The sequence below is a fragment of the Bythopirellula superficialaquae genome, assembly GCF_059632245.1.
Window position 1 is genome coordinate 4,824,624 of sequence record NZ_CP197426.1, and the last position, 21,209, is coordinate 4,845,832.

Annotated in this window: 17 protein-coding genes; 11 read left to right on the top strand and 6 right to left on the bottom strand. The window is 54.0% G+C overall.

What is annotated here, in order from left to right; translation table 11 throughout:
• Window positions 1–154 precede the first annotated feature (154 nt).
• The 6 genes from lepB (SH678x_RS19880) (at window position 155) to SH678x_RS19905 (ending at window position 10,449) form a co-directional block, all read left to right on the top strand.
• On the top strand, window positions 155–1,291 hold the full coding sequence (gene lepB, locus SH678x_RS19880) for a signal peptidase I (protein ID WP_496920202.1): 1,137 nt from the start codon (window positions 155–157) through the stop codon (window positions 1,289–1,291).
• A 131-nt stretch (window positions 1,292–1,422) separates the two neighbouring features.
• Window positions 1,423–3,471, top strand: coding sequence for a signal peptidase I (gene lepB, locus SH678x_RS19885; RefSeq protein WP_496920203.1), 2,049 nt, complete (start codon window positions 1,423–1,425; stop codon window positions 3,469–3,471).
• A gap of 93 nt (window positions 3,472–3,564) precedes the next feature.
• Window positions 3,565–4,410 carry an LPS export ABC transporter ATP-binding protein gene (lptB, locus tag SH678x_RS19890; RefSeq protein ID WP_496920204.1) on the top strand — a complete coding sequence of 282 codons (846 nt, stop codon included), beginning with the start codon at window positions 3,565–3,567 and terminating at the stop codon, window positions 4,408–4,410.
• Between the two features lie 59 nt (window positions 4,411–4,469).
• Window positions 4,470–5,594: a TIGR03032 family protein gene (locus SH678x_RS19895; RefSeq protein ID WP_496920205.1), complete on the top strand. Its 1,125-nt coding sequence runs from the start codon at window positions 4,470–4,472 to the stop codon at window positions 5,592–5,594.
• 148 nt (window positions 5,595–5,742) lie between these two features.
• Entirely contained in the window at window positions 5,743–6,603 is an 861-nt protein-coding gene (locus tag SH678x_RS19900; protein WP_496920206.1) for an SDR family oxidoreductase, read from the top strand.
• Between the two features lie 183 nt (window positions 6,604–6,786).
• Window positions 6,787–10,449: a choice-of-anchor Q domain-containing protein gene (locus tag SH678x_RS19905; protein ID WP_496920207.1), complete on the top strand. Its 3,663-nt coding sequence runs from the start codon at window positions 6,787–6,789 to the stop codon at window positions 10,447–10,449.
• Between the two features lie 630 nt (window positions 10,450–11,079).
• On the opposite strand, the gene SH678x_RS19910 is transcribed toward SH678x_RS19905, so the two are convergent.
• From SH678x_RS19910 to SH678x_RS19935, 6 genes are all read right to left on the bottom strand, one after another.
• Window positions 11,080–12,390: an MFS transporter gene (locus SH678x_RS19910; RefSeq protein ID WP_496920208.1), complete on the bottom strand. Its 1,311-nt coding sequence runs from the start codon at window positions 12,388–12,390 to the stop codon at window positions 11,080–11,082.
• 205 nt (window positions 12,391–12,595) lie between these two features.
• Complete coding sequence (locus SH678x_RS19915; RefSeq protein WP_496920209.1) at window positions 12,596–13,933, bottom strand: amidohydrolase family protein; 1,338 nt, start codon at window positions 13,931–13,933, stop codon at window positions 12,596–12,598.
• Window positions 13,934–14,065: 132 nt separating this feature from the next.
• Window positions 14,066–14,419 (bottom strand): hypothetical protein, encoded by a 354-nt coding sequence (locus SH678x_RS19920; protein WP_496920210.1) that lies wholly within the window; start codon window positions 14,417–14,419, stop codon window positions 14,066–14,068.
• A gap of 269 nt (window positions 14,420–14,688) precedes the next feature.
• Window positions 14,689–14,964: a hypothetical protein gene (locus SH678x_RS19925; protein WP_496920211.1), complete on the bottom strand. Its 276-nt coding sequence runs from the start codon at window positions 14,962–14,964 to the stop codon at window positions 14,689–14,691.
• A 204-nt stretch (window positions 14,965–15,168) separates the two neighbouring features.
• Window positions 15,169–15,735, bottom strand: a complete 567-nt coding sequence (locus SH678x_RS19930) for a TlpA family protein disulfide reductase (RefSeq protein ID WP_496920212.1) — start codon at window positions 15,733–15,735, stop codon at window positions 15,169–15,171.
• Window positions 15,728–16,351: a thioredoxin family protein gene (locus SH678x_RS19935; protein WP_496920213.1), complete on the bottom strand. Its 624-nt coding sequence runs from the start codon at window positions 16,349–16,351 to the stop codon at window positions 15,728–15,730. The genes SH678x_RS19930 and SH678x_RS19935 overlap by 8 nt, the downstream gene beginning before the upstream one ends.
• 256 nt (window positions 16,352–16,607) lie before the next feature.
• Here SH678x_RS19935 and SH678x_RS19940 point away from each other — a divergent pair, with 256 nt between their 5' ends.
• The 5 genes from SH678x_RS19940 (at window position 16,608) to SH678x_RS19960 (ending at window position 20,918) form a co-directional block, all read left to right on the top strand.
• Window positions 16,608–17,090, top strand: a complete 483-nt coding sequence (locus SH678x_RS19940) for a MarR family winged helix-turn-helix transcriptional regulator (protein WP_496920214.1) — start codon at window positions 16,608–16,610, stop codon at window positions 17,088–17,090.
• Between the two features lie 63 nt (window positions 17,091–17,153).
• Window positions 17,154–17,852 (top strand): pirin family protein, encoded by a 699-nt coding sequence (locus SH678x_RS19945; protein ID WP_496920215.1) that lies wholly within the window; start codon window positions 17,154–17,156, stop codon window positions 17,850–17,852.
• A gap of 40 nt (window positions 17,853–17,892) precedes the next feature.
• Window positions 17,893–18,324 (top strand): DoxX family protein, encoded by a 432-nt coding sequence (locus SH678x_RS19950; protein ID WP_496920216.1) that lies wholly within the window; start codon window positions 17,893–17,895, stop codon window positions 18,322–18,324.
• 77 nt (window positions 18,325–18,401) lie between these two features.
• Entirely contained in the window at window positions 18,402–19,073 is a 672-nt protein-coding gene (locus SH678x_RS19955) for a hydrolase (RefSeq protein WP_496920217.1), read from the top strand.
• Window positions 19,074–19,133: 60 nt separating this feature from the next.
• Complete coding sequence (locus tag SH678x_RS19960) at window positions 19,134–20,918, top strand: amidohydrolase (RefSeq protein ID WP_496920218.1); 1,785 nt, start codon at window positions 19,134–19,136, stop codon at window positions 20,916–20,918.
• The last annotated feature ends 291 nt before the right edge of the window (window positions 20,919–21,209 follow it).

Here is a 21,209-nt window from a genome sequence, read left to right on the forward strand (position 1 = left end):
CTCATTTTCTCAGGCTCAAGTACACGGCGTAGGGGTCGTGACGACGCTGTGGTTCGCCATGTTTGCAAGGGAACGCTCGAAACGATTGTTCGGGCGGTGACGCCGACGTAGGATGGCAGCAGTGGTAGGGATTTTCGTGACTGTGAATTCATCTATGTATCGCTCGCTGAACCGTTATTCGTTGCTGAATTACGCGACTTGCACCATTGTGCTCGCACTTCTGCTGCGAACTTGGTTCGTGATGGGACTCATTGAGCCCATCACGATTGCTGGAAGTTCGATGGCACCGACTTTGCGCGGCTCCCACTATTCCTTTCACTGCACAGAATGTGGTCAGCAATTTGATGTCAGCGCTGAGTTTGTCGGCGCGAATTCCCACGTCGAATGTTTGGCCTGCGGTGACGTGCAAAATTTTGGCGAACACCGCACCGTGAAAAGTGGTGACCGCGTGCTGGTCGATCGCACCGCGTTTCAATTCCGCGAACCGCAGCGGTGGGAAACGGTCGTGTTTCACTCGCCCGATGATGCGCAGCTCACGGTGAAACGAGTCGTCGGTTTGCCGGGAGAAACCATTGAGCTGCGTGATGGTGACGTTTGGATTGACGGCCAGATCGCGACGAAAAGCCTGTCGGAGATGCGCAAGCTCTGCCAGTTGATCCCTAGAGAAAACGAACAATCGCGTCGTTGGCACGGCCAAGGTTGGCATTGGCAAGTCGGTGCGTGGCAGGCTGCCGCGAGCGACGATTGGCAGTGGCTCATCTATCATCAGAGACGGCCAATCACCGATGACACGGCTTATAACGGCGATCTATCGCGGCGCGTATTCGCAGTGCGCGATGTGGCTTTGTCGGTAAACATCGATCCTCAAGGCCCGGGAGAAGTCGCGGTTCATTTCCAGAGGGGTGGTGAATCGCTCCGCTGGCAGGGCCAGATTTCTAAACCTGCACAGCTGGAGATTTTTGCTTGTGATGGCCGTTGGCAAGTTTTTATCGATGGAACTTCTGTTGCCGATGAATGCTGCAAGACATCTTTATCGAACGCCGACGAACCAGTGTTCCAGATCAGCGTAAAGAATACGGACGTTTCGCTCCGCGATTTGCGAATTGATCACGACATTTATTACGCGTCGCAAAACGAAGAACTCGGCCTCCTCGAGCGGATGCCTCCCGTGGTGCTTGGAGAGAATGAATTTTTCGTGCTAGGCGACAACCACGTGGTATCGCTTGATAGCCGCCAATGGGGGCCGCTACCGCGGCGATTGATCGTGGGAAGGCCGCTCGCAGGCCGCTAGCACCGTGAATGGGCTGAGTTTTAAGTTTCCCGTGGCTGGGAATTTTGGCTATATTGCCGGTCCGCTAGCGAAGTGCCGATAGCGGATGTTTTACTACTTTGAGAATCGCTAAGCCGTAAGCGGCTAAAAATATGGCTAAGAAGAAGACTCCTCAATATCGGCAAACGCCCTCGGCCGCTCCGCGTGAGCCTCAAGCTGCACCGGCTCTAGTCAATCGTCCACGCCGCACCGCTTCCACCGCGACGCCGCGTGGCGATGAGCCGCAACCGGCCAGCAGCAGTTCGGTGGCCGTGCGCGAAACGATCGAATCGATCGTGATCGCTTTCGTCCTGGCGTTCTTGTTTCGCACGTTCGATGCCGAGGCGTTTGTGATTCCGACCGGCTCGATGTCGCCGTCGCTGCAAGGTCAGCACAAAGATGTCAATTGCAGCGAATGCGGCTACCGCTTCCGCACCACGGCAAGCACCGAAGGGGAAGATCGCGACGCAATGATCGCGCGAATGAACTCGACGAGTTCGATGCAAGATCGAGCCAATCTCCAGCGACAAATCATGGGCGCAGAAACCATCGCCGGCATGTGCCCCATGTGCCGTCAGACGATGTTGTTCCGCACCGACAATCTTCCCGATAACCTACCGCCGTCGATTTCGACCAAGAATGTGGAATTCGAGCCGAGTTACCCCGGCGATCGCATTTTGGTGAACAAGTATGGCTACGACTTCAACAAGCCCGAGCGGTGGGACGTCGTTGTGTTCAAGTTCCCCGGCAACGGCGAGATGAATTACATCAAGCGGCTGGTGGGTCTTCCCAACGAAGAGCTACAAGTCTATCAGGGCGACATCTTCATGCGGCCACTTGATAAGAGCAGCGATTTCGCGATCGAGCGCAAACCGCCGCATAAAGTCCACACGATGCTCCAGCCGGTGCATGACACGAACTACGATCCCTCGATTTTGTACAACGCCGGTTGGCCCTTGCGGTGGAGCGACACCAGCACGTCGGGTTGGGAAATCGACGCGAAACCTGGCGAACAGACAGTCGCCCAGCAATTCAATTACAACTCGAAGGAAAACAACAAGGATGCCCCCGTGGCGTGGTTGCGCTATCAACATTTGCTGCCCAATGACGATGACTGGGCCGTCGCGCGGCATTTTGCCTCGACCGGTAAGGAGCTAGTTCCCAAAAAACAGTGGCAGAATAGCATCACGCCGGAGTTAATCACCGACTTCAATCCTTACAATGCCCGCGTGCAGCGTGAGCAACTTTATCGGGCACCGTTACAAGTCGAGCCCTATTTGCTGGGCATGCAGTGGGTGAGCGATCTGGCGGTGGCGGCCGATGTTGAAATCCACGAATCGCGGGGCGAGTTGCTGCTCGATTTGGTGAAGGCCGGCAAGCATTTCACTTGTCGCATCGATCTGACCACCGGCAAAGCGACGTTGGAAATTGAAGGCCTGGCCGATTTTTCACCAACCGCCGAAACGCCCCTTTCCAGCACGGGCGACTTCCGCCTATTGTTCGCCAACGTCGACGACCAATTGATGCTGTGGGTCAACGATAAGCTGATCAAATTCGGAGAAGGCAATGGTGCCGCGGAATTTGACGCCGATGCCGTGTTTGGTGAGCGCAAGAATGCCATTCCTAAAACGTCAGAAGACGACCCCGGCGATCTTTCACCCGTGGGAATCGGTGCCCGTGGTGCGTCGCTCACGGTGACGCATCTCGAAGTGTTGCGAGACATTTATTACATTTCCGCGCGGGCCGACGATTATGCCGTGCCACCGCGTTGGTATGGCCCAGGCTATCACACTGATTACGAACGCTGGGATTTCCCCGCCGAACTCCCCGATGGCAGCCAGCAGGACCCCTTGTCGTCGGAACGCCAACTCTTTCGCGACCCCAGCACCTGGGACCGTTTCCTCACGCGGCATTCGCGGGAGTTTCCGGTCGAAGATAAGCAATATTTCGTGATGGGTGATAACAGCCCTGAGAGTCTCGATTGCCGGTTGTGGAAACGCGGCAACGATTTGAAAGGTATTCCCGGTGGAGCGTATTTGGACGAACGCTTGATGACGGGCGAAGCCGCGTTCGTGTTTTGGCCCCATTCCTGGGGAAGCATCCCAGGCTTAAAGAAACTCCCCGGCTTCCCCAACTTTTGGGATATGAGAATAGTTAGATAAGCTTTTAGCAATCAGCTGTTAGCTTTTAGCCAGATTGGCTGATCGCTAATGGCTAACGGCTAACAGCTTCCGTCGTCATGGAGGACGAACAACGTGTCGCTACTGCGTGCCACTGGATTGGTGAAGAACTACGGCCGTCGCCGCGTGGTGGACGGCGTCGATTTTGACGTCGAACGCGGCGAGATTGTCGGCCTCTTAGGTCCCAACGGCGCTGGCAAGACCACCAGCTTCCGCATGACCTGCGGCATGATCGAGCCCGACGCGGGGCAAGTGATGCTCAACGGGCACGATGTCACCGATTGGCCCATGTATCGCCGAGCCCGCGATGGCGGGATGGGCTATCTCGCGCAAGAATCGAGCGTCTTCCGCAAGCTTTCGGTGCAAAACAATTTGCTCGGCGTGATGGAAATGCTGGGCATCGACCGCAAGACTCGCCGTGCGCGGTGCGACGAACTGCTCGATCAATTTGGCATCACCAAACTCCGCCGCAGCAAAGCGATGTCGCTCTCCGGCGGTGAACGCCGTCGTTTGGAAATCGCCCGCTGTTTGGTTTCCAATCCCGAAATCATCTTGCTCGACGAACCGTTCACCGGCATCGATCCCGTGACGATCGCGAGCATTCAGGAAATCATTCGCGATTTGCGTGCCCGCGGAATCTCGATTCTGATTACCGACCATCAAGTTCGCGAAACGTTGCAAATCACCGACCGCAGCTATGTGATTCGCAGCGGCCAAGTGCTTTGCCATGGCACTCCCAATGAAGTGCTGAAAAACAAAGAAGCCCGTAAGCATTATTTCGGCGAAGGAATGGACATGGGCATTTCCCCGCCCCGCATTCCGACGACATCCACAGCGAGTGCTACGGAAAGCCGTTTGGCAGCGCTGCGTGGCAAACTCACCGGACATTTTCACACAACGAACGACGATGAAGCCGCTTAGTCGCTTTTCGAGTGAGCCGGGGCCGTGACGACCCGGCTCGCTGCAACTACAATGCTCGCATGAGCGACGAACCCACTGAACCTGCCGCCGACGCCCCTGCCCCGCTCCGCAGCGTGCATACATCGAATCTGCCCCAACTTTTTGCCGAAGCAGGGATCTCGGTTCTGGTCACAACCTACCAGGCCGGCAAGCTCGTGATCTTGCGCAACAATCGGGGTGTGCTGAACACCCACTTTCGCAACTTCATGAAACCGATGGGGATGGCCCTGAGCGGCGGCAAGCTGGCTATCGGTTGCAACATCGACATTTGGGAATTTCATAATGTGCCCGCTGTTTGCCCCCGTCTCGACGCACACGAAGAAAACAAGGAGACCGGCTTTCATCACGATGCCTGTTTCCTTCCCCGCCGCAGTCACACGACGGGCGACATTCAAATCCATGAAATGGCCTGGGTGAACGACGAACTGTGGTTCGCCAACACGTCTTTTAGTTGCCTCGCCACGCGGAGCGATATCAACAGCTTCGAGCCGCGTTGGCGGCCTAAGTTCATCACGGAGTTAGTTCCCGGTGACTACTGCCATTTGAACGGCCTAGCCATGCGAGATGGCCGCGTGCGTTATGTCACCGCGCTCGGCGAAACAAACACCGTCGGTGGTTGGCGGGAAAACAAACGCAACGGCGGCTTGTTGATCGACGTCGATTCCAACGAGATCATTCTTCGCGGCCTGTCGATGCCTCACTCGCCCCGCTGGTATCGCAACAAACTGTGGCTGCTCGAATCGGGCGACGGCAGCATTGGCACGGTCGATTTGCAGACAGGTCGCTATGAGGCCATTGCTCAACTCCCGGGTTTTACTCGCGGCTTATCGTTTTACGGACCGCTCGCGTTTGTCGGTTTGTCGCAAGTCCGTGAGTCGGCCGTCTTCAGCGGGATTCCACTTGTCGAACGCTTGGAAGAACGCACTTGCGGCGTGTGGGTGATCAACATCGAAACGGGCCAGACCGTGGGCTTCTGCCGATTTGAAGACGCCGTGCAGGAAATCTTCGCCATTGAAGTTCTCACGGGCATGCGCTTCCCCGATCTTGTGAATCACGACGCTGAATTGATCGGCCGATCCTATGTGCTGGGCGATGACGCACTCGCGCAAGTCCCCGCTGATTTGCGGTCCGACAACCGCGTGTAGCCGCTCTTTTTATTTTCGGCTATGCTGCAACGTTCTAAATACGAATCTGCTTGGGTGCCACTGCTGGCTTGTCCAGCAGTGCCCTTGAAACACGGGGGGGCAAGCCACCCGTGGCACCCCCGGCTCATATCGTTTCTACGAGGAACACATGGAGAAGCAGCGCACTGTTCTCGTCACCGGATGTTCAACTGGGATTGGCCGCGCGGCGGCGCTGATGCTGGCCCAACGTGGCTTTGCCGTCTTCGGCGGTGTGCGCAGCGACCAACACGCCACGGAACTTCAAGCCCTACACACCACGATCAAGCCCTTGATTCTTGATGTGACTTCCGAAGAAGCACTCGCCGGTGCTGTGGAAAAAATTCGCACCATCACACCCCAGGGTTTGTACGGACTCGTGAACAACGCCGGTGTTGGCTTGCCCTCGGCTGTGGAACTCACCACCCCCGACGAGTTGCGTCAGTTGTTTGAAGTGAACACGATCGGCCCTTTGCGGTTGATCCAGGCATGTCTCCCCATGCTGCGCGAGAACAAAGGTCGTATTGTGAATGTCACGTCGCTCAACGGAACCGTGGCACTCCCGATGGTCGGCGCCTATTCCGCCAGCAAGTTCGCGCTCGAGGCGATCTCTGACACCTTACGGGTCGAATTGCGACCTTGGAGAATTTCGGTGAGCACCGTCCGGCCCGGGCAGGTTCGCACGGCAATTTTCGACAAGGCAGGCGCAGCACTCGAAGGTCGCATGGCCGCGATCCCCGACGAATTGCGTTGTGGTTACGACAACTTGTACGCCCAAGGATTGTTTTTCAATAAACGGGGCGTGAAATCCCCCACATCGCCCGAGGCCGTCGCCAAGGCGATTTACCGCGCGCTCACGGCCCGGCTGCCGCGGCCACACTATCACGTCGGTGCGGATGCGAAGCTGCTCAAATTGGGACAGCTCACCCTGCCGACGAGAATTCTCGACCGCATCATCGCGCGGCTGATGGGAACCTTTAAGCGATTGGGTTAAAACCACAGTCGCAGAAACGCCCTAAGTTCCTTGCAGGCAAGCAGCTTGCGCTCACCGCTTCTCGCGGCCATTAAAAGTTTGAGAGAATAAGTTTGCATCGCCGAGTGGATTCGCCTAGAATCGCCAACGTCTGCTCCGGTATGCAGAAGGCAACGGGGGGGAGCAGAAGGGAACGAGGCATCGATGGCAAGCTCCTCTCGGCGGCAGCAAGGTTCGCGGCACGCCCACACCCCGGCACTTTTCGCGCGCTCACCCTACGCCCGCTCGCTTCGCTGCGAGGCTCTCGAAGATCGGCGTATGCTGGCCCTGTTGACGGTCACGACCGATCAAGACGTCGTGGATCTCGACGACGGCCAAACCTCACTCCGCGAAGCGATCTTCGCGGCGAATCTCGTCCCCGGTGCCGATGAGATCCAATTCGACTTCGGCCACGATGGCCCCGCGACGATTCTTTTGACGCAGGGCGAGCTGAGAATTGAAGATTCGCTCACCATTAGCGGGCCGGGGACGGAACTGCTGACGCTTGATGCCAGTGGCAACGACCCGACGCCGGAAGTGAATAATGGCGATGGTAGTCGGGTGTTTCACATGAACGACTACTTACCAGCAAGGCTCTTACAAACGAAGATTCAAGGGTTTACCATTACGGGTGCCGACAACGACCACTATGGCGGAGCCATCCATAGCGTGGGAGATCTCGAAATATTTGATTGTGTGATTACAGCTAATTCTTCACAACTGTCTGGTGCGGGCGTATCAAGCCGTGTGGGCGATCTTACCATATTTGGGAGCATAATAAAGGATAATGCAAGCGCATCGAGCGCAGGAGGGATCTCCATAAAATCTCCAAATGCTCAAATCTTCAACTCATTAATTTCTGGCAATCGAGCGGTAAAGAGTGGTGGCGGAATTGAGGCCATCGATAGTGATGTGCTGATTTCAAACTCTACGATCTCTGATAATTGGGCGGGACTATCTGGTGGTGGATTGATATCAGCAACCGTTAACTTTACTGACAACAATCTTTCTAAACTCGTTATCAATAACAGCACGCTTTCAGGAAATGCTTCTGGATTGCAGGGTGGAGGGATTTATACGAAGGCAGTAATTGCCGACATTTCTTATTCTACAATTACTGAAAATATTACTAACGACCGATCTGATCGGCCAACATGGGGAGGCGGAATATCTTCTTCCAACGGAAATTTTGGTTCGCACCTTCGACTGACTAATACAATTGTCGCTGGAAACCATGATCTGTCTGGGAAAGTAAGTGAAATTTGGTTTCAAAGTGGAACAACTTCTCCGCCACTTATGTCGTACAATTCGCTTATTGGTTCAGATGTAGGGATATTGCTCGCCGAAGCCCCCATCGGCTCCCCCGATGCCAACGGCAATCTCATCGGCGGACCCATCCACGGTGTGATCGATCCAATGCTCGGCCCCCTTGCCGATAACGGCGGGTCAACGCTCACCCACGCCCTGCTCCCCGGCAGTCCCGCCATCAATGCGGGTGATCCAGCTATTATCGCTGGAGTGGGCGACACCCCCGAGTTCGATCAGCGCGGCGAGCCGTTCCGCCGGATTGCCGAGGGGCGGATCGACATCGGTGCGTTTGAGGCCCAATCGCTCATCGTCGATACGCTCGTCGATGAATCGGACGGCGATTATTCCGCGGGAGATTTTTCGCTCCGCGAAGCCGTTAAGCTTGCGAATCAATTCCCCGGGCTCAACAAGATTGAGTTTGCTCCCCATCTTGCTGGCGGGACGATCTATTTGATGCAGGGTGAAATTGCGATCAGCGACGCCGTGGAAATCGTCGGCTTGGGCGCGGATTTGCTCACCATCGATGCCAGCAGCAGTGACCTGACGCCTGACCTCAAAATTGGTGACGGTAGCCGCGTCTTTAATATTACCACCCAAAGTCAGGTTTCTTTTGCAGGAATGACAATCACCGGCGGCGATGCGGCCGGCAACGGTGGTGGAATTGCCGGCTATTTTGTTTCGCTGCAAGGAGTGAATCTTGTCAATAACGCAGCTGCGGGGGCAGGGGGCGGCATTAGTGGTGTGAGGCTTTCAGTGGTCGATTCCATGATCACAGGGAATCTTTCCAAGGGAGGCAGGGGAGGAGGGGGTATCCATTCCTATGATCAACTCTATGTCAGCCATTCCACCATCGCTAATAACGAGACAGACATGCGATTTGGTTCTGGAGGAGGGATTTGGGCTGCACGCCAGGTGACCATTGAGCATTCCTTGATCGACAATAATAAAACCAGCGTTGGCAGCGGAGGAATTCGTGTTGAGGAATATGGTGCGGTTTCAATTCGCCATTCGACCATCTCCAACAATGTCGGAACAACCTACGGTGGTGGAATTGGTGTCCGCGAAGGTTCGCTGAACATTGAAAACAGTCTTATTTTTGGAAATTCAAATGCCATTGGAGGTGGAGTTTGGGCGCAGAGTGGCGCTCTCAACATTTCGGACTCAACGATAACGGGAAATACCGCTGGTGACGGAGGTGGTATTTTTGCCGGGCATACGCTAACTCTTACTCGCAGCACAATTAGCGACAATCATGTATCGAAAGATGCAGCTATCAACGTACGCGGCTGGGGAGGAGGGATCTATGCGATCAGAGGCGCGACGATCCGCGAATCAACGATTGCCGATAATTCGTCTGTAGTAGGCGGCGGAATTTATTCGCGTATTTCACGACTATTCTTTGTCATCGATACTACGATTACGGGTAACAGCGCTGAAAGTGGCGGAGGAGGCATTTATGGCCCTCAAGGCTATATCATACAAAGCACGATTAGCAATAACACGGCCGCAATGGGTGCAGGACTCTATTTTGGTAATACCCAAAGATCCTATATTTCGAATAGTACAATTACTCTTAACAATGCGAGTGGCATTGGAGGCGGCATCTTTTCGAACGGTGCTGACCTAGAAATCTTGAACTCCATCGTTGCGGGCAACCTCGGCAACAATCCGGATCTTGCCGGCGTCTTGGGAGTCGATCTCTACGTTTTTTACAGCATTATCGGAACTAACTCAGGCAACAATTTGCAACGCACCTTCGGCACTCCCGATGCCAATGGCAACTTGATTGGTGGGGCATCTAGCAACGAAGTTGTTAATCCTCAGTTAGGACCGCTCGCTAATAACGGTGGACCAACGCACACCCACGCGTTGCTCTCGAATAGTCCTGCGATCGATGCCGGTAGTTCCAGTCACATTGTCGCCGGAATTAGTCTGCCCGAGTTCGATCAACGCGGCGCACCTTTTGCGCGCATTGCCAACGGGCGAATCGACATCGGCGCTTACGAATCGCAACCCGCCGCGGGCCTACTCAACGGCGATTTCGATGGCGATGGCGACGTTGATGGCAGTGATTTTCTCACTTGGCAACGTGGTGCGGGGACAACCCCGGCCGACAAAGCCGACGGCGATGCCACGGGCAACAATGTCGTCGACAGCCAAGACCTGGCCGTGTGGCAAGCAACGTACGGCCAATCGGGTCTTAACACGTTGCAGCCTACGCTGATGATCGAACAGGAGGTAACCGACAACGCGGCCTTCTTGGCGGTGGACGTTCCGAGCGAGGTTCCTATGACGCTGAGCGATGAAACGGCCCCGTTAGGTTTCCAAGTCGGTGCGATTACGGACGAAGAGCCCACAGAGGACTTCGATTATTCAGCGATTGCCAGCGAACCGTTGGTTGACGAGACCACTTGGGACACGGCTTTCGACAATTGGCTGCCGCAGCGAGCCGCGTTCGATTTCGGCGACATCGCCACCCGCCGCGCGGTACGCCGAAGCGGACTCGTGATAAGTCGTTAGGTCAGAGGTCACAAAGTCCTTGTTAGCCGCAAGACGGAGCGCGTCGCAGACGAGCGAGCGGTCGAACTGGGATTGCGGATTTTGTAACAAAGGCCGTGGCCAAATATTGTTGTCGAATTTGGCCGCGCGATGTGGTATGAAGAACGGCTGGTGATAGGGCTGTGGTTTTCGTAGGCCGCGAACGAGTTTTGCGAAGTTCCGGCAATGCGCCGTGAGGTCCGCTTCCTGCCGGAATTCGTGTTACTCGTTCCGGCCTACGGCTTGATCGCTAGCCACAGACTATCCATTCAACTTGATCATTACCGAGGCATGACAAAGTTGCAAAAGTTGAACAAGATGACGAAGTTCGATTGCGTCTGCTTGGCAACATTTAAGAGGCCGCAAACCACGCAAACCTCGCCAAGCTGGCAAATCAGAAAAGCGATGCACCGCAAATAGAAATTATTCGTGTGATTCGTGGTTTCAATTTTTTTTCATGAATTTGAAAACGCGAATAACCCCTGCCAAGTTGGAAGAGTTGGACAAGTTGGAAGTCTTGAAATGAGACGAGGGAAAATTTCTGATTGAGTAATTATGATTTCTAATTATTTACAATCATACATCAGAAATCCTAATTCATAAATTCAATGATCAAGCTTCCAACTGCACCGGCTCCAACTTCGGAACAAGCAGGTGAATCACTAGCAATGCCACCAAGTACGCCGAGCCCGCGATCGCGAACATGCCGATGTAGTTGCCGGTCATTTCCTTGAGACGACCGGCTCCGAGGTTCATGAGGAAACCACCCATGGCCCCCGCGAAACCGCCGATGCCCACGACCGAACCGACGGCCCGGCGAGGAAACATGTCGGATGTGAGCGTGAACAGATTGGCCGAAAAACCTTGATGTGCCGCCGCGGCTATGCCCACCAACATAACGGCGATCCATTTGGCGTCGATTGTCACGTTGCCGAAGAGGGCGTATTGCCCCTTCACCAACGGAGCGAACACCACAGGCACAATACAGATCGCGCACGTGAGCATCGCGGTTTTGCGCGCGGCGTTGGCCGTCCAACCCCGCATCAAGAGCCGCGAGCTTTGCCAGCCACCGGCAATCGAGCCGACGTCGGCGAGCAGATAAACAATGATCATCGGCGGACCGATCGTTTTGATGTCGACGCCGAATTGTGAACTCAAAAACGGCGCGAACCAAAACAGATAGAACCACCAAATCGAGTCGGTTAAAAACTTACCGGCCGCGAAGGCCCAAGTTTGGCGAAACTTGAGTAGTTCAAACCAAGATATGTGAACTGGGGGATCGGGTGGATCGCTTTCGATGTATGCCAGTTCCGCGGGGGAAAGGCTGGGATGCTCTTGCGGACGGCGATAGATGGGCCACCAGAAGAACACCCAGATCAAACCCGCGAGGCCGGTCGCTAGGAACGCCGCTTGCCAATGCCAGTTAATGACAATCCAGGGGACAACTGCCGGGGCGATGATGACCCCCACGTTCGACCCGCCGTTGAAAATGCCCGTCGCGAATGCGCGTTCCTTTTTGGGGAACCACTCGGCGACGGTCTTGATCGCGGCAGGGAAGTTGCCCGACTCGCCGATGCCGAGTGCAAAACGAGCAATCGCGAAGCCCAACACGCTGTCAGCAAACGCATGCGCGGCGGCAGCCAACGACCAAACCACCAGAGCAATCGTATAACCGACCCGCGTGCCGAGACGATCCATCATTCGACCGGCGAAGAGAAAACCAATGGCATAGGCCAAGGCGAACATCGCATTGATGTCGCCGTATTGTTTGTCGGTCCACTGGATCGTTTCGCGCAGCGTCGATTCCAACACACCGAGCACCGCGCGATCGATGTAGTTGATCGTCGTCGCAAAGAAGAGCAACGCGCAAATGATCCAGCGGTAATGACCACCGGAGGATGTTGGCGAATCGGGGGCGGACATGAACAGGCTTTCGGGATAAGGAAATCCAGGCAGCCCGATGAAATCGGCGCCCGGCAGGAGAAGTCGCGAATCGTTCGTGAGATTATAAGCAGGCCAAGAAGCGACTGCCACCCGCGCAGGCCAATGTGCGAGGGTAAAGCTTCACACTATGACGATTAAAAAGAAATGTGCGTTTTGCGCACCATGAATTGCGCTTTTCGTGGTGCTAATTTTTTCCCGCGGCGGCGGCTTCATCGCGCTTCAAACGCGATCGTACAAAGGATTCGTCGTCGCGCAAGCGCGGCATGTCGGCGTATTCGGGATATCGATAGTCAACCGGCAGCACGATGCCACGTGATTTTTCGTCGCCCAGTTTTGCGGTGCGGCGCAATTTGGCCATTTGATTCATGAGGTTCTGGAAATTGTCGTGTGCCACAAGTTGGCGAGTTTCGGGCTTAAGAACTTCGAGCAACGGCTCGAACTGGGAAATCGTTTTGGCCGCGGTGCTCGAGCCGCCCACGACATCGCTACCGAGCATAAAGCGAGTCGGATATTTTTCGATCAACTTCGCCCAAGTGCCGATGTCGTCGGCGATATAGTTTTCCCAAATCACCCAAGAGAGATCGATGTAAACATGTTCGCCGAACGAGGCGAGGACTTCGTTAATCCAATAGGGGAGATTCTCGACTTTAACTCGACGACTCGCCCCCGCGTGGCACCAGATGAACACGGTCGATTGCCCCGGCGAACCGGGTTCGACGTGGCAGTAACGAAACAAGTCAATCAGTTCATCAAGATAAACAGGAGGCTTGGTCACTCCTGGCCGCGAAACGGGGGCGATATTGTGATGAAGACTCACGGGCAGAAAATTCGCGCCTGCGAACTTACAGACTCTCAAGACCGCCGGATGGTTACTGCGTGGGCGTTCTCCCAGTTGCAAGTGCGTAAGGTCATCATGGCGCGACATGATCTCGCCAATGCCTTGCCACACGCCGGGATATTCCTGAATGCGAGCCACGACTTGATCGACCGCGCCGAGATCCGTGGGATCGAATCCACAGACAAACGGCGCGACGCGATCCAAGTCTTTGAGTTTTTGTTCGTCATCGCGAAACTCTTGTTGATATTCAAGCACCGCCGCGGCAATCGCCAGATCGGTGTCGCTCGCAAGCAGCACGTGCGATTCGTTGTCGAGATAGCCGTCCGGGCGTTCGTAGGTTTCGTTATCCGCCCATTTCTTCAAAACAGGCATTCCACAGACCATGGCGAAGTCGATGTTGCCGCGATCCATAACATACAACAGCCCCGCGATCCGCCGCCAACGTTGTCCGGCCGGCAAAGGAATGAACCGTTGGTGATCGACCTCACCCCAACGCGAACCAGGAAACTTGTCGTCATCATTAAGAAACTCACCACCTTGCAGGAAATTTAGGAGGTGAATATGGCAATCGGAATAGTGGATTGGTTCAGAATCGCCATCAGGCTTTGTTGTTTCTTCCTCGGCATGAAGGGAAACGCTAAGCAAACAGCACAGAATCATCGAACTCAGAAGGTGGTTTTTCATGGCTCGATTATAGATAGCTGACGCTTCAACCGCGACTGGCCAATACTTTTATGTCGCACCCACAAGCAGAAACGAAAAAGGCCTGCTCGCGTGAGCAGGCCAAGTCGTTTTGAGTCTAATCGTCGTCAACGATTAGTGATGGTGGCCGTGATCCCAGTGACCTTCTCGGTGAAAGTCGTAGTGTCCTGGCACATAGTGGTAATGGTTCCAGTGCCGCTGGTAGCCGCCAGGGTGGTAGTCGTAATGGCTTGTGTCGTGCCAAAAGTGACCGCCACCGTGATGGCCGTGACTATAAACCCGATGGTTGTAGCCACGACCATATGCCCCACCATAGTTTCCGCGATACCAACTGCGATGGGGATTGCCGACGTCGACATGCACGGGGCCAGCTCCAATGTGAATACCTTGTGCTCGGGACTCGTTTGTTTCGCTGCCCAATCCCCAGGCGACAACGATTGCCGCACCCAACAACTTTAAGTTTCTCATATTTCTATCCCCTCTGAATTCTGGCGACCACATGCCCTGCGGTCATGGTTCATTTTTTTGCGAAGGCTATGCCAAAGAGAATAAAGCGGCATTTCTTGCCGATTTTTAAGGAAAGCCTTTTACAAGACCCACATGTTATGCCATCAGAGTGATAAGAAATGTGATCGAAGCGATACGTAATTGGGAAGTCCAGGACGTTTAAACAAAACACCCCGCTGCCAAATTCCTTGACGCGGGGTGTGAAGATATCCAACGAAATGGCAAAGATCTTACCAATAGCGATATCTGTAGCCGCCATTCCAGTAGGGCGTCATGACGTGGTATGAACCGTAATTGCCATAGTTGTTCATGTAGCTACCGGGATACCAGCCACCTTCGTAGGAATAGGTCGGGACGGTGTAGGGATACCCGCCGTAACCATACCCACTACTGACAACCACAGGCCGGTTCACGTAGTAAACACCTTGGGCGTTCGCTTCGCTCGCACGACCAACTAAAACCAACGCCACCAACATGGCGGCAGCAATTAAGCCCAAGCTTTTCATTTTATTTCTCCTTACTATTGAATTGTGGCGACACTGCCCTTGAATTCAAAAGATCAGATGTGCGAACGGCGTGCCGAGATGGGGATTAACAAAAACGCCTGATTACACGAGAAATTTGTGCTGGGAAGCCGCCGTTTCGGCTCATTCTGAGCGAAAGTGTGGTCGAATTGATCGCAATTCAGCCAGGTTAAGCTGGGAGATTTGCTAACCTTCGTTCAAGAGTTCGGCCACGGCCGCATCGATATCCGCAGTCGTAAATTGCTTCTCAGCAGTTGGATCGAGTTCGAACGTGCGGCGGAGTTTTCCCGTGCGATCATATAGCTTGTAGTGGGGGAGGGCACCGTTGGAAATTTCAAATTCGTCCATCGACTGTGGGCTACCTCCCTGTCGACTGATGAAATGCGTCCCTACGGCATCACCACCCTTGGAGGTCAGCATTTTCGCCACCTGCTCGCTTTTGGTGGGGCTATCAAAATTCAATGTGACCAGGGCTAACTCATCGTGCTGCTGGCCAAGCTGCATGGTGTGAGGAAGCTGCTGCAAACAAGGCAAGCACCATGTAGCCCAGCAATCAACAAGAACAACTCGGCCCTTAAACGAAACAAGGGCCGCGTCGTATTCCGCCCGGTCGACAATTGTGACTACGGCAGAATGCTGCTCGACGCGGCCATGTAGCTCGGTGTTAGCGTTTTTCGTTTCGTCTGGCGAACAGCCGACCAGGCCACTAGCCAGAAGCGTGATTGTCGCGAAACTCAATCCCCAATTATTCATAGCGAATGCCGCAACCCATGGGCTTCATCGAATCGACCTCGGGCTTGCTACCAGCCAGCACGGCATCAAGAGCGTCGCGGAGATAACGATGTTGAACCTCGGCGAGCTCCATATTGTCGTCGATCGCCCCGGCATAAGCGAGCTTGCCTTCGCCATCTAATAGGAAGGCATGCGGCGTGACCGTCGCACCAAAGGCGCGACCAATTTCCTGCGAAGGATCATAGAGATAAGCAAACTTAAAACCCTTTTCCTCGGCTCGCTTCTTCATGGCCGGGAGTTTGTCATCTTCCATGTTGTTCACATTGATAGCGACGACTTCCACGCCTTTGTCTTTGTAGTCAGTTGACAGCTCAATGATGCGATCTTCGTAAGCTTGGGCAACGGGACAATGATTGCACGTAAAGATAACTACAACGGCCTTAGCATTATTGATGTCGCTCAGACTGTGCGTTTTGGCGTCGACACCTTCCAAGTCCTTCCAAGCCGGAGCTGCATCTCCGATGGCCAAGGCCTTTTTCTCAGCGGCGGAGGCTGTCGATTCCTCTGCGGCATTTGTCGGGGTGCTAAACATCGCCAGCATGGCGACAGTCATATAGAGGCTCAATAAATACTTCATACGAATTTCCCTTCAAAAACTGATAGTTCAAATAGTTGAACGAGACGCAATCTCCCTATTACCGCCCTTCTACGCCGCCGTTCGGGGGAGGGTTCGTGGCTGATCCCAGAAATTTATGGGTTCAAACTTTGCCCTCTTTTTCCCGCAAAATTCAACTCGACTTGGAATTTCCGTAAAAACTCAAAGCGCTCTATTGACTCGTCGATAGTTTATGTGTAAACTAATTACAGGTGAGGCAAATTATGGAACGTTTAACATGACCAGCAGACTACAGCATGAACTTAAAAAGAAACGTCCCTTCGAATCGGCGGAACAGGAGGCTGTTTTGAACCTGCTGCGTACGAGCGACTGGATCGACAATCGCTTTGGTCGGTTGTTTCGAGATTTTGGCTTGACCAACTCACAATATAACGTGTTACGGATTTTGCGCGGTGAAGGCCAGCCTCTGCCTTCGCTTGAGATTGCCGATCGTATGATCCAAATTGTGCCAGCCATTACGGGGTTGATCGACCGGTTAGAGAAACAGGAACTCGTCGTGCGGCGCCGCTGCTTGGAAGACCGCCGTGTGGTGTATGTCGAGATTACCAGCAAAGGGCTGTCGCTGCTTAAACAGCTAGATGCCCCCGTGGAGGAGATGCATAAAAGTTTGGTGGGACATCTCACTCGTGCGGAGCTGAAGGAACTGTCACGGCTGCTGGAGAAGGCACGCCATTCTCCCATTGAAGCCGAAGCCGGGTAGTTTTTTTTAAACTAATACTTGATACATAAACAATTGACATGAAAGTAAATAAGGAGTTCGATCATGATTAATATTCGCAAAGCAGAGGAACGCGGTCATGCCAATCATGGCTGGCTGGATACCTATCACACATTTTCGTTCAGTTCGTACCGCGATCCCGCTCACACGCATTTTCGTGCTCTGCGTGTCATGAACGAGGACTTCGTTGCACCCGGGGAAGGGTTTGGCACTCATCCGCACGAGAACATGGAGATCGTGACCTATGTGCTCCAGGGAGCCTTGGAACACAAGGACTCGATGGGCAATGGCGAAGTTCTGCGTCCCGGTGAATTTCAACGCATGTCGGCCGGCACGGGGATCACTCACAGCGAGTTTAACCCCTCGTCGACCGAGCCCGTGCATCTATATCAGATCTGGCTGTTTCCCGAAGAGAAGGGAATCACGCCCAGCTACGAACAGAAGCGATTTGCTGAGGAAGAACGCCACAACCGTTTGCGGCTCGTGGCTTCGCGCGATGCCACCGAAGGTTCATTGTTGATCCATCAAGATGCTCGTATTTACTTGTCCTCTTTGGATAAGGGGCAGCAAGTGAGTCACGAACTTACCGAGAAACGCCATGCTTGGTTGCAAGTTTTGCGAGGAAACGTGACGCTCAACGGTGAGCGGCTCAGCACGAGCGATGGTGCGGCTGTGAGTGATGAAACCCAACTCACCATCGAAGCCAACGACGCCGCCGAGATCATGCTGTTTGATTTGGCGTGAAACAATTTTAATCCATCAATCGAGAAATAGGAGTTTTGAAATGAATAATACACTACAAACCGTTTTGACCGTCGTTGGTCGCGTGATGATTGCTACGATTTTTTTGATGAGTGCCGTGGGGAACAAAATTCCCAACTTCAGCGGGATCGTGGGATACATGAGCTCCGAAGGAGTCCCCGCTCCGCAAATCATGCTCGTGGGGGCCATTGTGTTTCTCATTGCTGGCAGCGTGTCGATCATTCTGGGCTACAAAGCCAAGATTGGCGCTGGCCTGTTGCTCGTGTTCCTAGTATTGGCCACTTACTTCTTTCACGACTTCTGGACCTTTGAAGGCCAGGAGCGTGAGATGCAGATGATTCAGTTTATGAAAAATCTTTCGATGATGGGCACGATGGTCTTCCTGATGGCCAACGGCTCAGGACGTGCGAGCCTTGACTCGCGACTAACAAAGAACGAAAACATTTCCGCCTAACTCAAGACGCGGCGATATTTCAATTCCGGACGCAGTACCTTTCCAAAACAGACAAAAAAGTAATAGGAGTTCCTTCCATGGCTAATATTCTTCCACACACCGACCAAGGTCTAATCACTGCCGACAACAGCGCGCTTGTATTCATCGATCATCAACCACAAATGTCGTTCGGTGTTGCGAGCGGAATCGATCGGCAGCTACTCCTGAATAATGTGCTCATGCTCGCCAAGGGGGCCAAAGAGTTTAGCGTGCCGACGATTCTCACCACGGTGGAAACCGATTCATTCAGCGGGCCGATGTGGCCACAGCTCTTGGATATCTTTCCTGAACAAACGCCAATCGAACGAACGGGCATGAATTCGTGGGATACGCCGGCATTTCGCGAAGCCATCAAAGCCACGGGCAAGAAGAATATTATCCTCTCGGGGCTTTGGACCGAAGTCTGCATTACCTGGCCCACGCTAAACATGCTGGCCGAAGGCTACAACATTTACGTCGTCGATGACGCTTGTGCCGGTACATCACCCGCTGCCCACGAAGCCGCCCTATCTCGAATGGTGCAAGCCGGCGCCGTGCGAATGACAGCGCTGGCCACGGTGCTGGAGTTCCAACGCGATTGGGCCCATCGCGATCATTACAACGCCTTGATGGATATCTTCCGCGAGCATGGCGGTGGCTACGGAGTGGGCATTGAGTACGCCTACACGATGGTTCACAAAGCGCCTGCAGCCCGGAAGAATCTCAAGTAACTTTTTTTGGGAAAGCGGTCGGTTCGCTGTGTCGAACCGACCGCTATGAGAAAGGGTTTGATGATGGCCCCCGAAACAATTCTTTATCGCGGCAAGATCACGACGCTAGTGAAGGGCAAGCCCGAAGTGACCGCCTTGGCGATCACCGACGGGAAAATCTCGGCGTTTGGAATCGATGACGAGATGCTGGCCCTTGCTGATCACGGCACTCAGAAAATCGATCTGAATCATCGCCGCGTGATTCCAGGGTTGAATGATTCTCACCTGCACGTGATTCGGGCAGGTCTGTTTTACAATCTGGAATTACGTTGGGATGGCGTGCCGAGCGTGGCACAGGCCTTGGAACACTTGCGTCAACAGGCTCAAAACACCCCGCCACCACAGTGGGTGCGGGTCATCGGCGGCTGGAATGAGTTTCAATTTGCTGAAGGCCGCATGCCCACGCTGGAAGAGATCAATAAAGCCGCGCCCGATACCCCGGTATTCCTGTTGCATTTGTACGATTCAGCTTTGCTAAATCGTGCTGCGTTACGTGTCTTGGGTTTCGATAAGAAAACTCCGAATCCCCCGGGCGGTCTGATTGCTCGCGACGGCCAAGGCAATCCGACGGGGCTTTTGACTGCTGAGCCGAGTGCCTTGATTTTGTATTCGACGATTGCCAACGCACCGAAGCTATCGTTCGAGGATCAGCTCAATTCCACGCAGCATTATATGCGTGAGCTCAATCGGTTTGGCGTGACGAGCGTGTCGGATGCCGGTGGCGGTGGGCAAAACTATCCCGATGATTATGCGGTCGTAAAAAAGCTTGCCGAAGAAGGTCTGCTCACCGTGCGAGTTGCCTACAGTTTGTTTGCCCAAAAATCGGGCGAGGAATTGGCCGACTACACTCGCTGGCTAGGCATGACGAAGCCTGGCGACGGCGGCGATCTGCTGCGAGTGAATGGTGCTGGCGAAAACTTAGTGTGGTCGGCGGCCGACTTTGAAAACTTTTTGCAGCCGCGTCCTGATCTTAGACCCATCATGGAAGCAGAGCTTGAACCGATCGTCCGCATGCTTGCCGAGGCACGTTGGCCTTGGCGGATCCACTCAACTTACGACGAATCGATTGGACGATTCTTGGATATTTTCGAGCGAGTCCACCGCGAATTTCCGATCAACGATTTGCGCTGGTTCATCGACCACGCCGAGACGATTTCCGAACGAAACATGGAACGTATCCACGTGCTTGGTGGCGGTATCGCGACTCAACATCGGATGGCGTATCAAGGCGAATACTACATCCGCCGTTACGGTATCGAATCAGCGAAGCGCAAGCCGCCGCTGCGGCAGATGCTCAAGATGGGACTTCCCGTTGGCGCAGGAACAGATGGCACGCGCGTCGCTAGCTATCATCCCTGGACGTGCTTATGGTGGATGGTGACTTCCAAAACCGTGGGCGGCACGGTTCTGCATGATCCCGCGGATCGTCTCACACGCGAAGAAGCACTGCGGCTTTACACCCAAGGCAGCGCGTGGTTTAGCGGTGAAGACGATCACAAAGGAACATTGGACATCGGCCACTTTGCCGATCTCGCGGCACTCAGCGACGATTACTTTGCCGTCGAAGAAGACGCGATTCGTGGGTTGGAAAGCGTTCTCACTATAGTCGGCGGGCGCGTCGTTCACGGCAGCCAAGAATACACGAAACTAGACCCACCCCTTCCTGCGGTCAGCCCCGATTGGTCACCAATGGCACGATTCGGAGGCTATGACAATTCGCAGCCTACCCCTCCCGTCTTTCAACACACGCCAATCATGGCCGCGGATGGCCGGGTGTGGGAAACAAGCTGCGGTTGTGGTGTTTAAGTCGAGGATAAAAGGAGCTTTCTACTATTAAGGTTCCTCTCAGTTTCATCACAAAAATTAAAACTTAGTAATTCGTAGACAATCAAGCTGGTCGTCGCGCGTTCAGCCACAAAGCTCTGTTGACTATAAGTTTACATTAACACTGTCGGTGCGGTTTTCTGTTTCTCGTTAAAGCTTAGCTAACCGGCGAAGTGTCTTGTAGCCGCGTGCTGTAACCTCGCGAAAAAAGTAGCTCATCGCTCGTATCTTTTTGTCTCCACGGTAAAATGAGTGGAGTTCTCTTCCATTCGG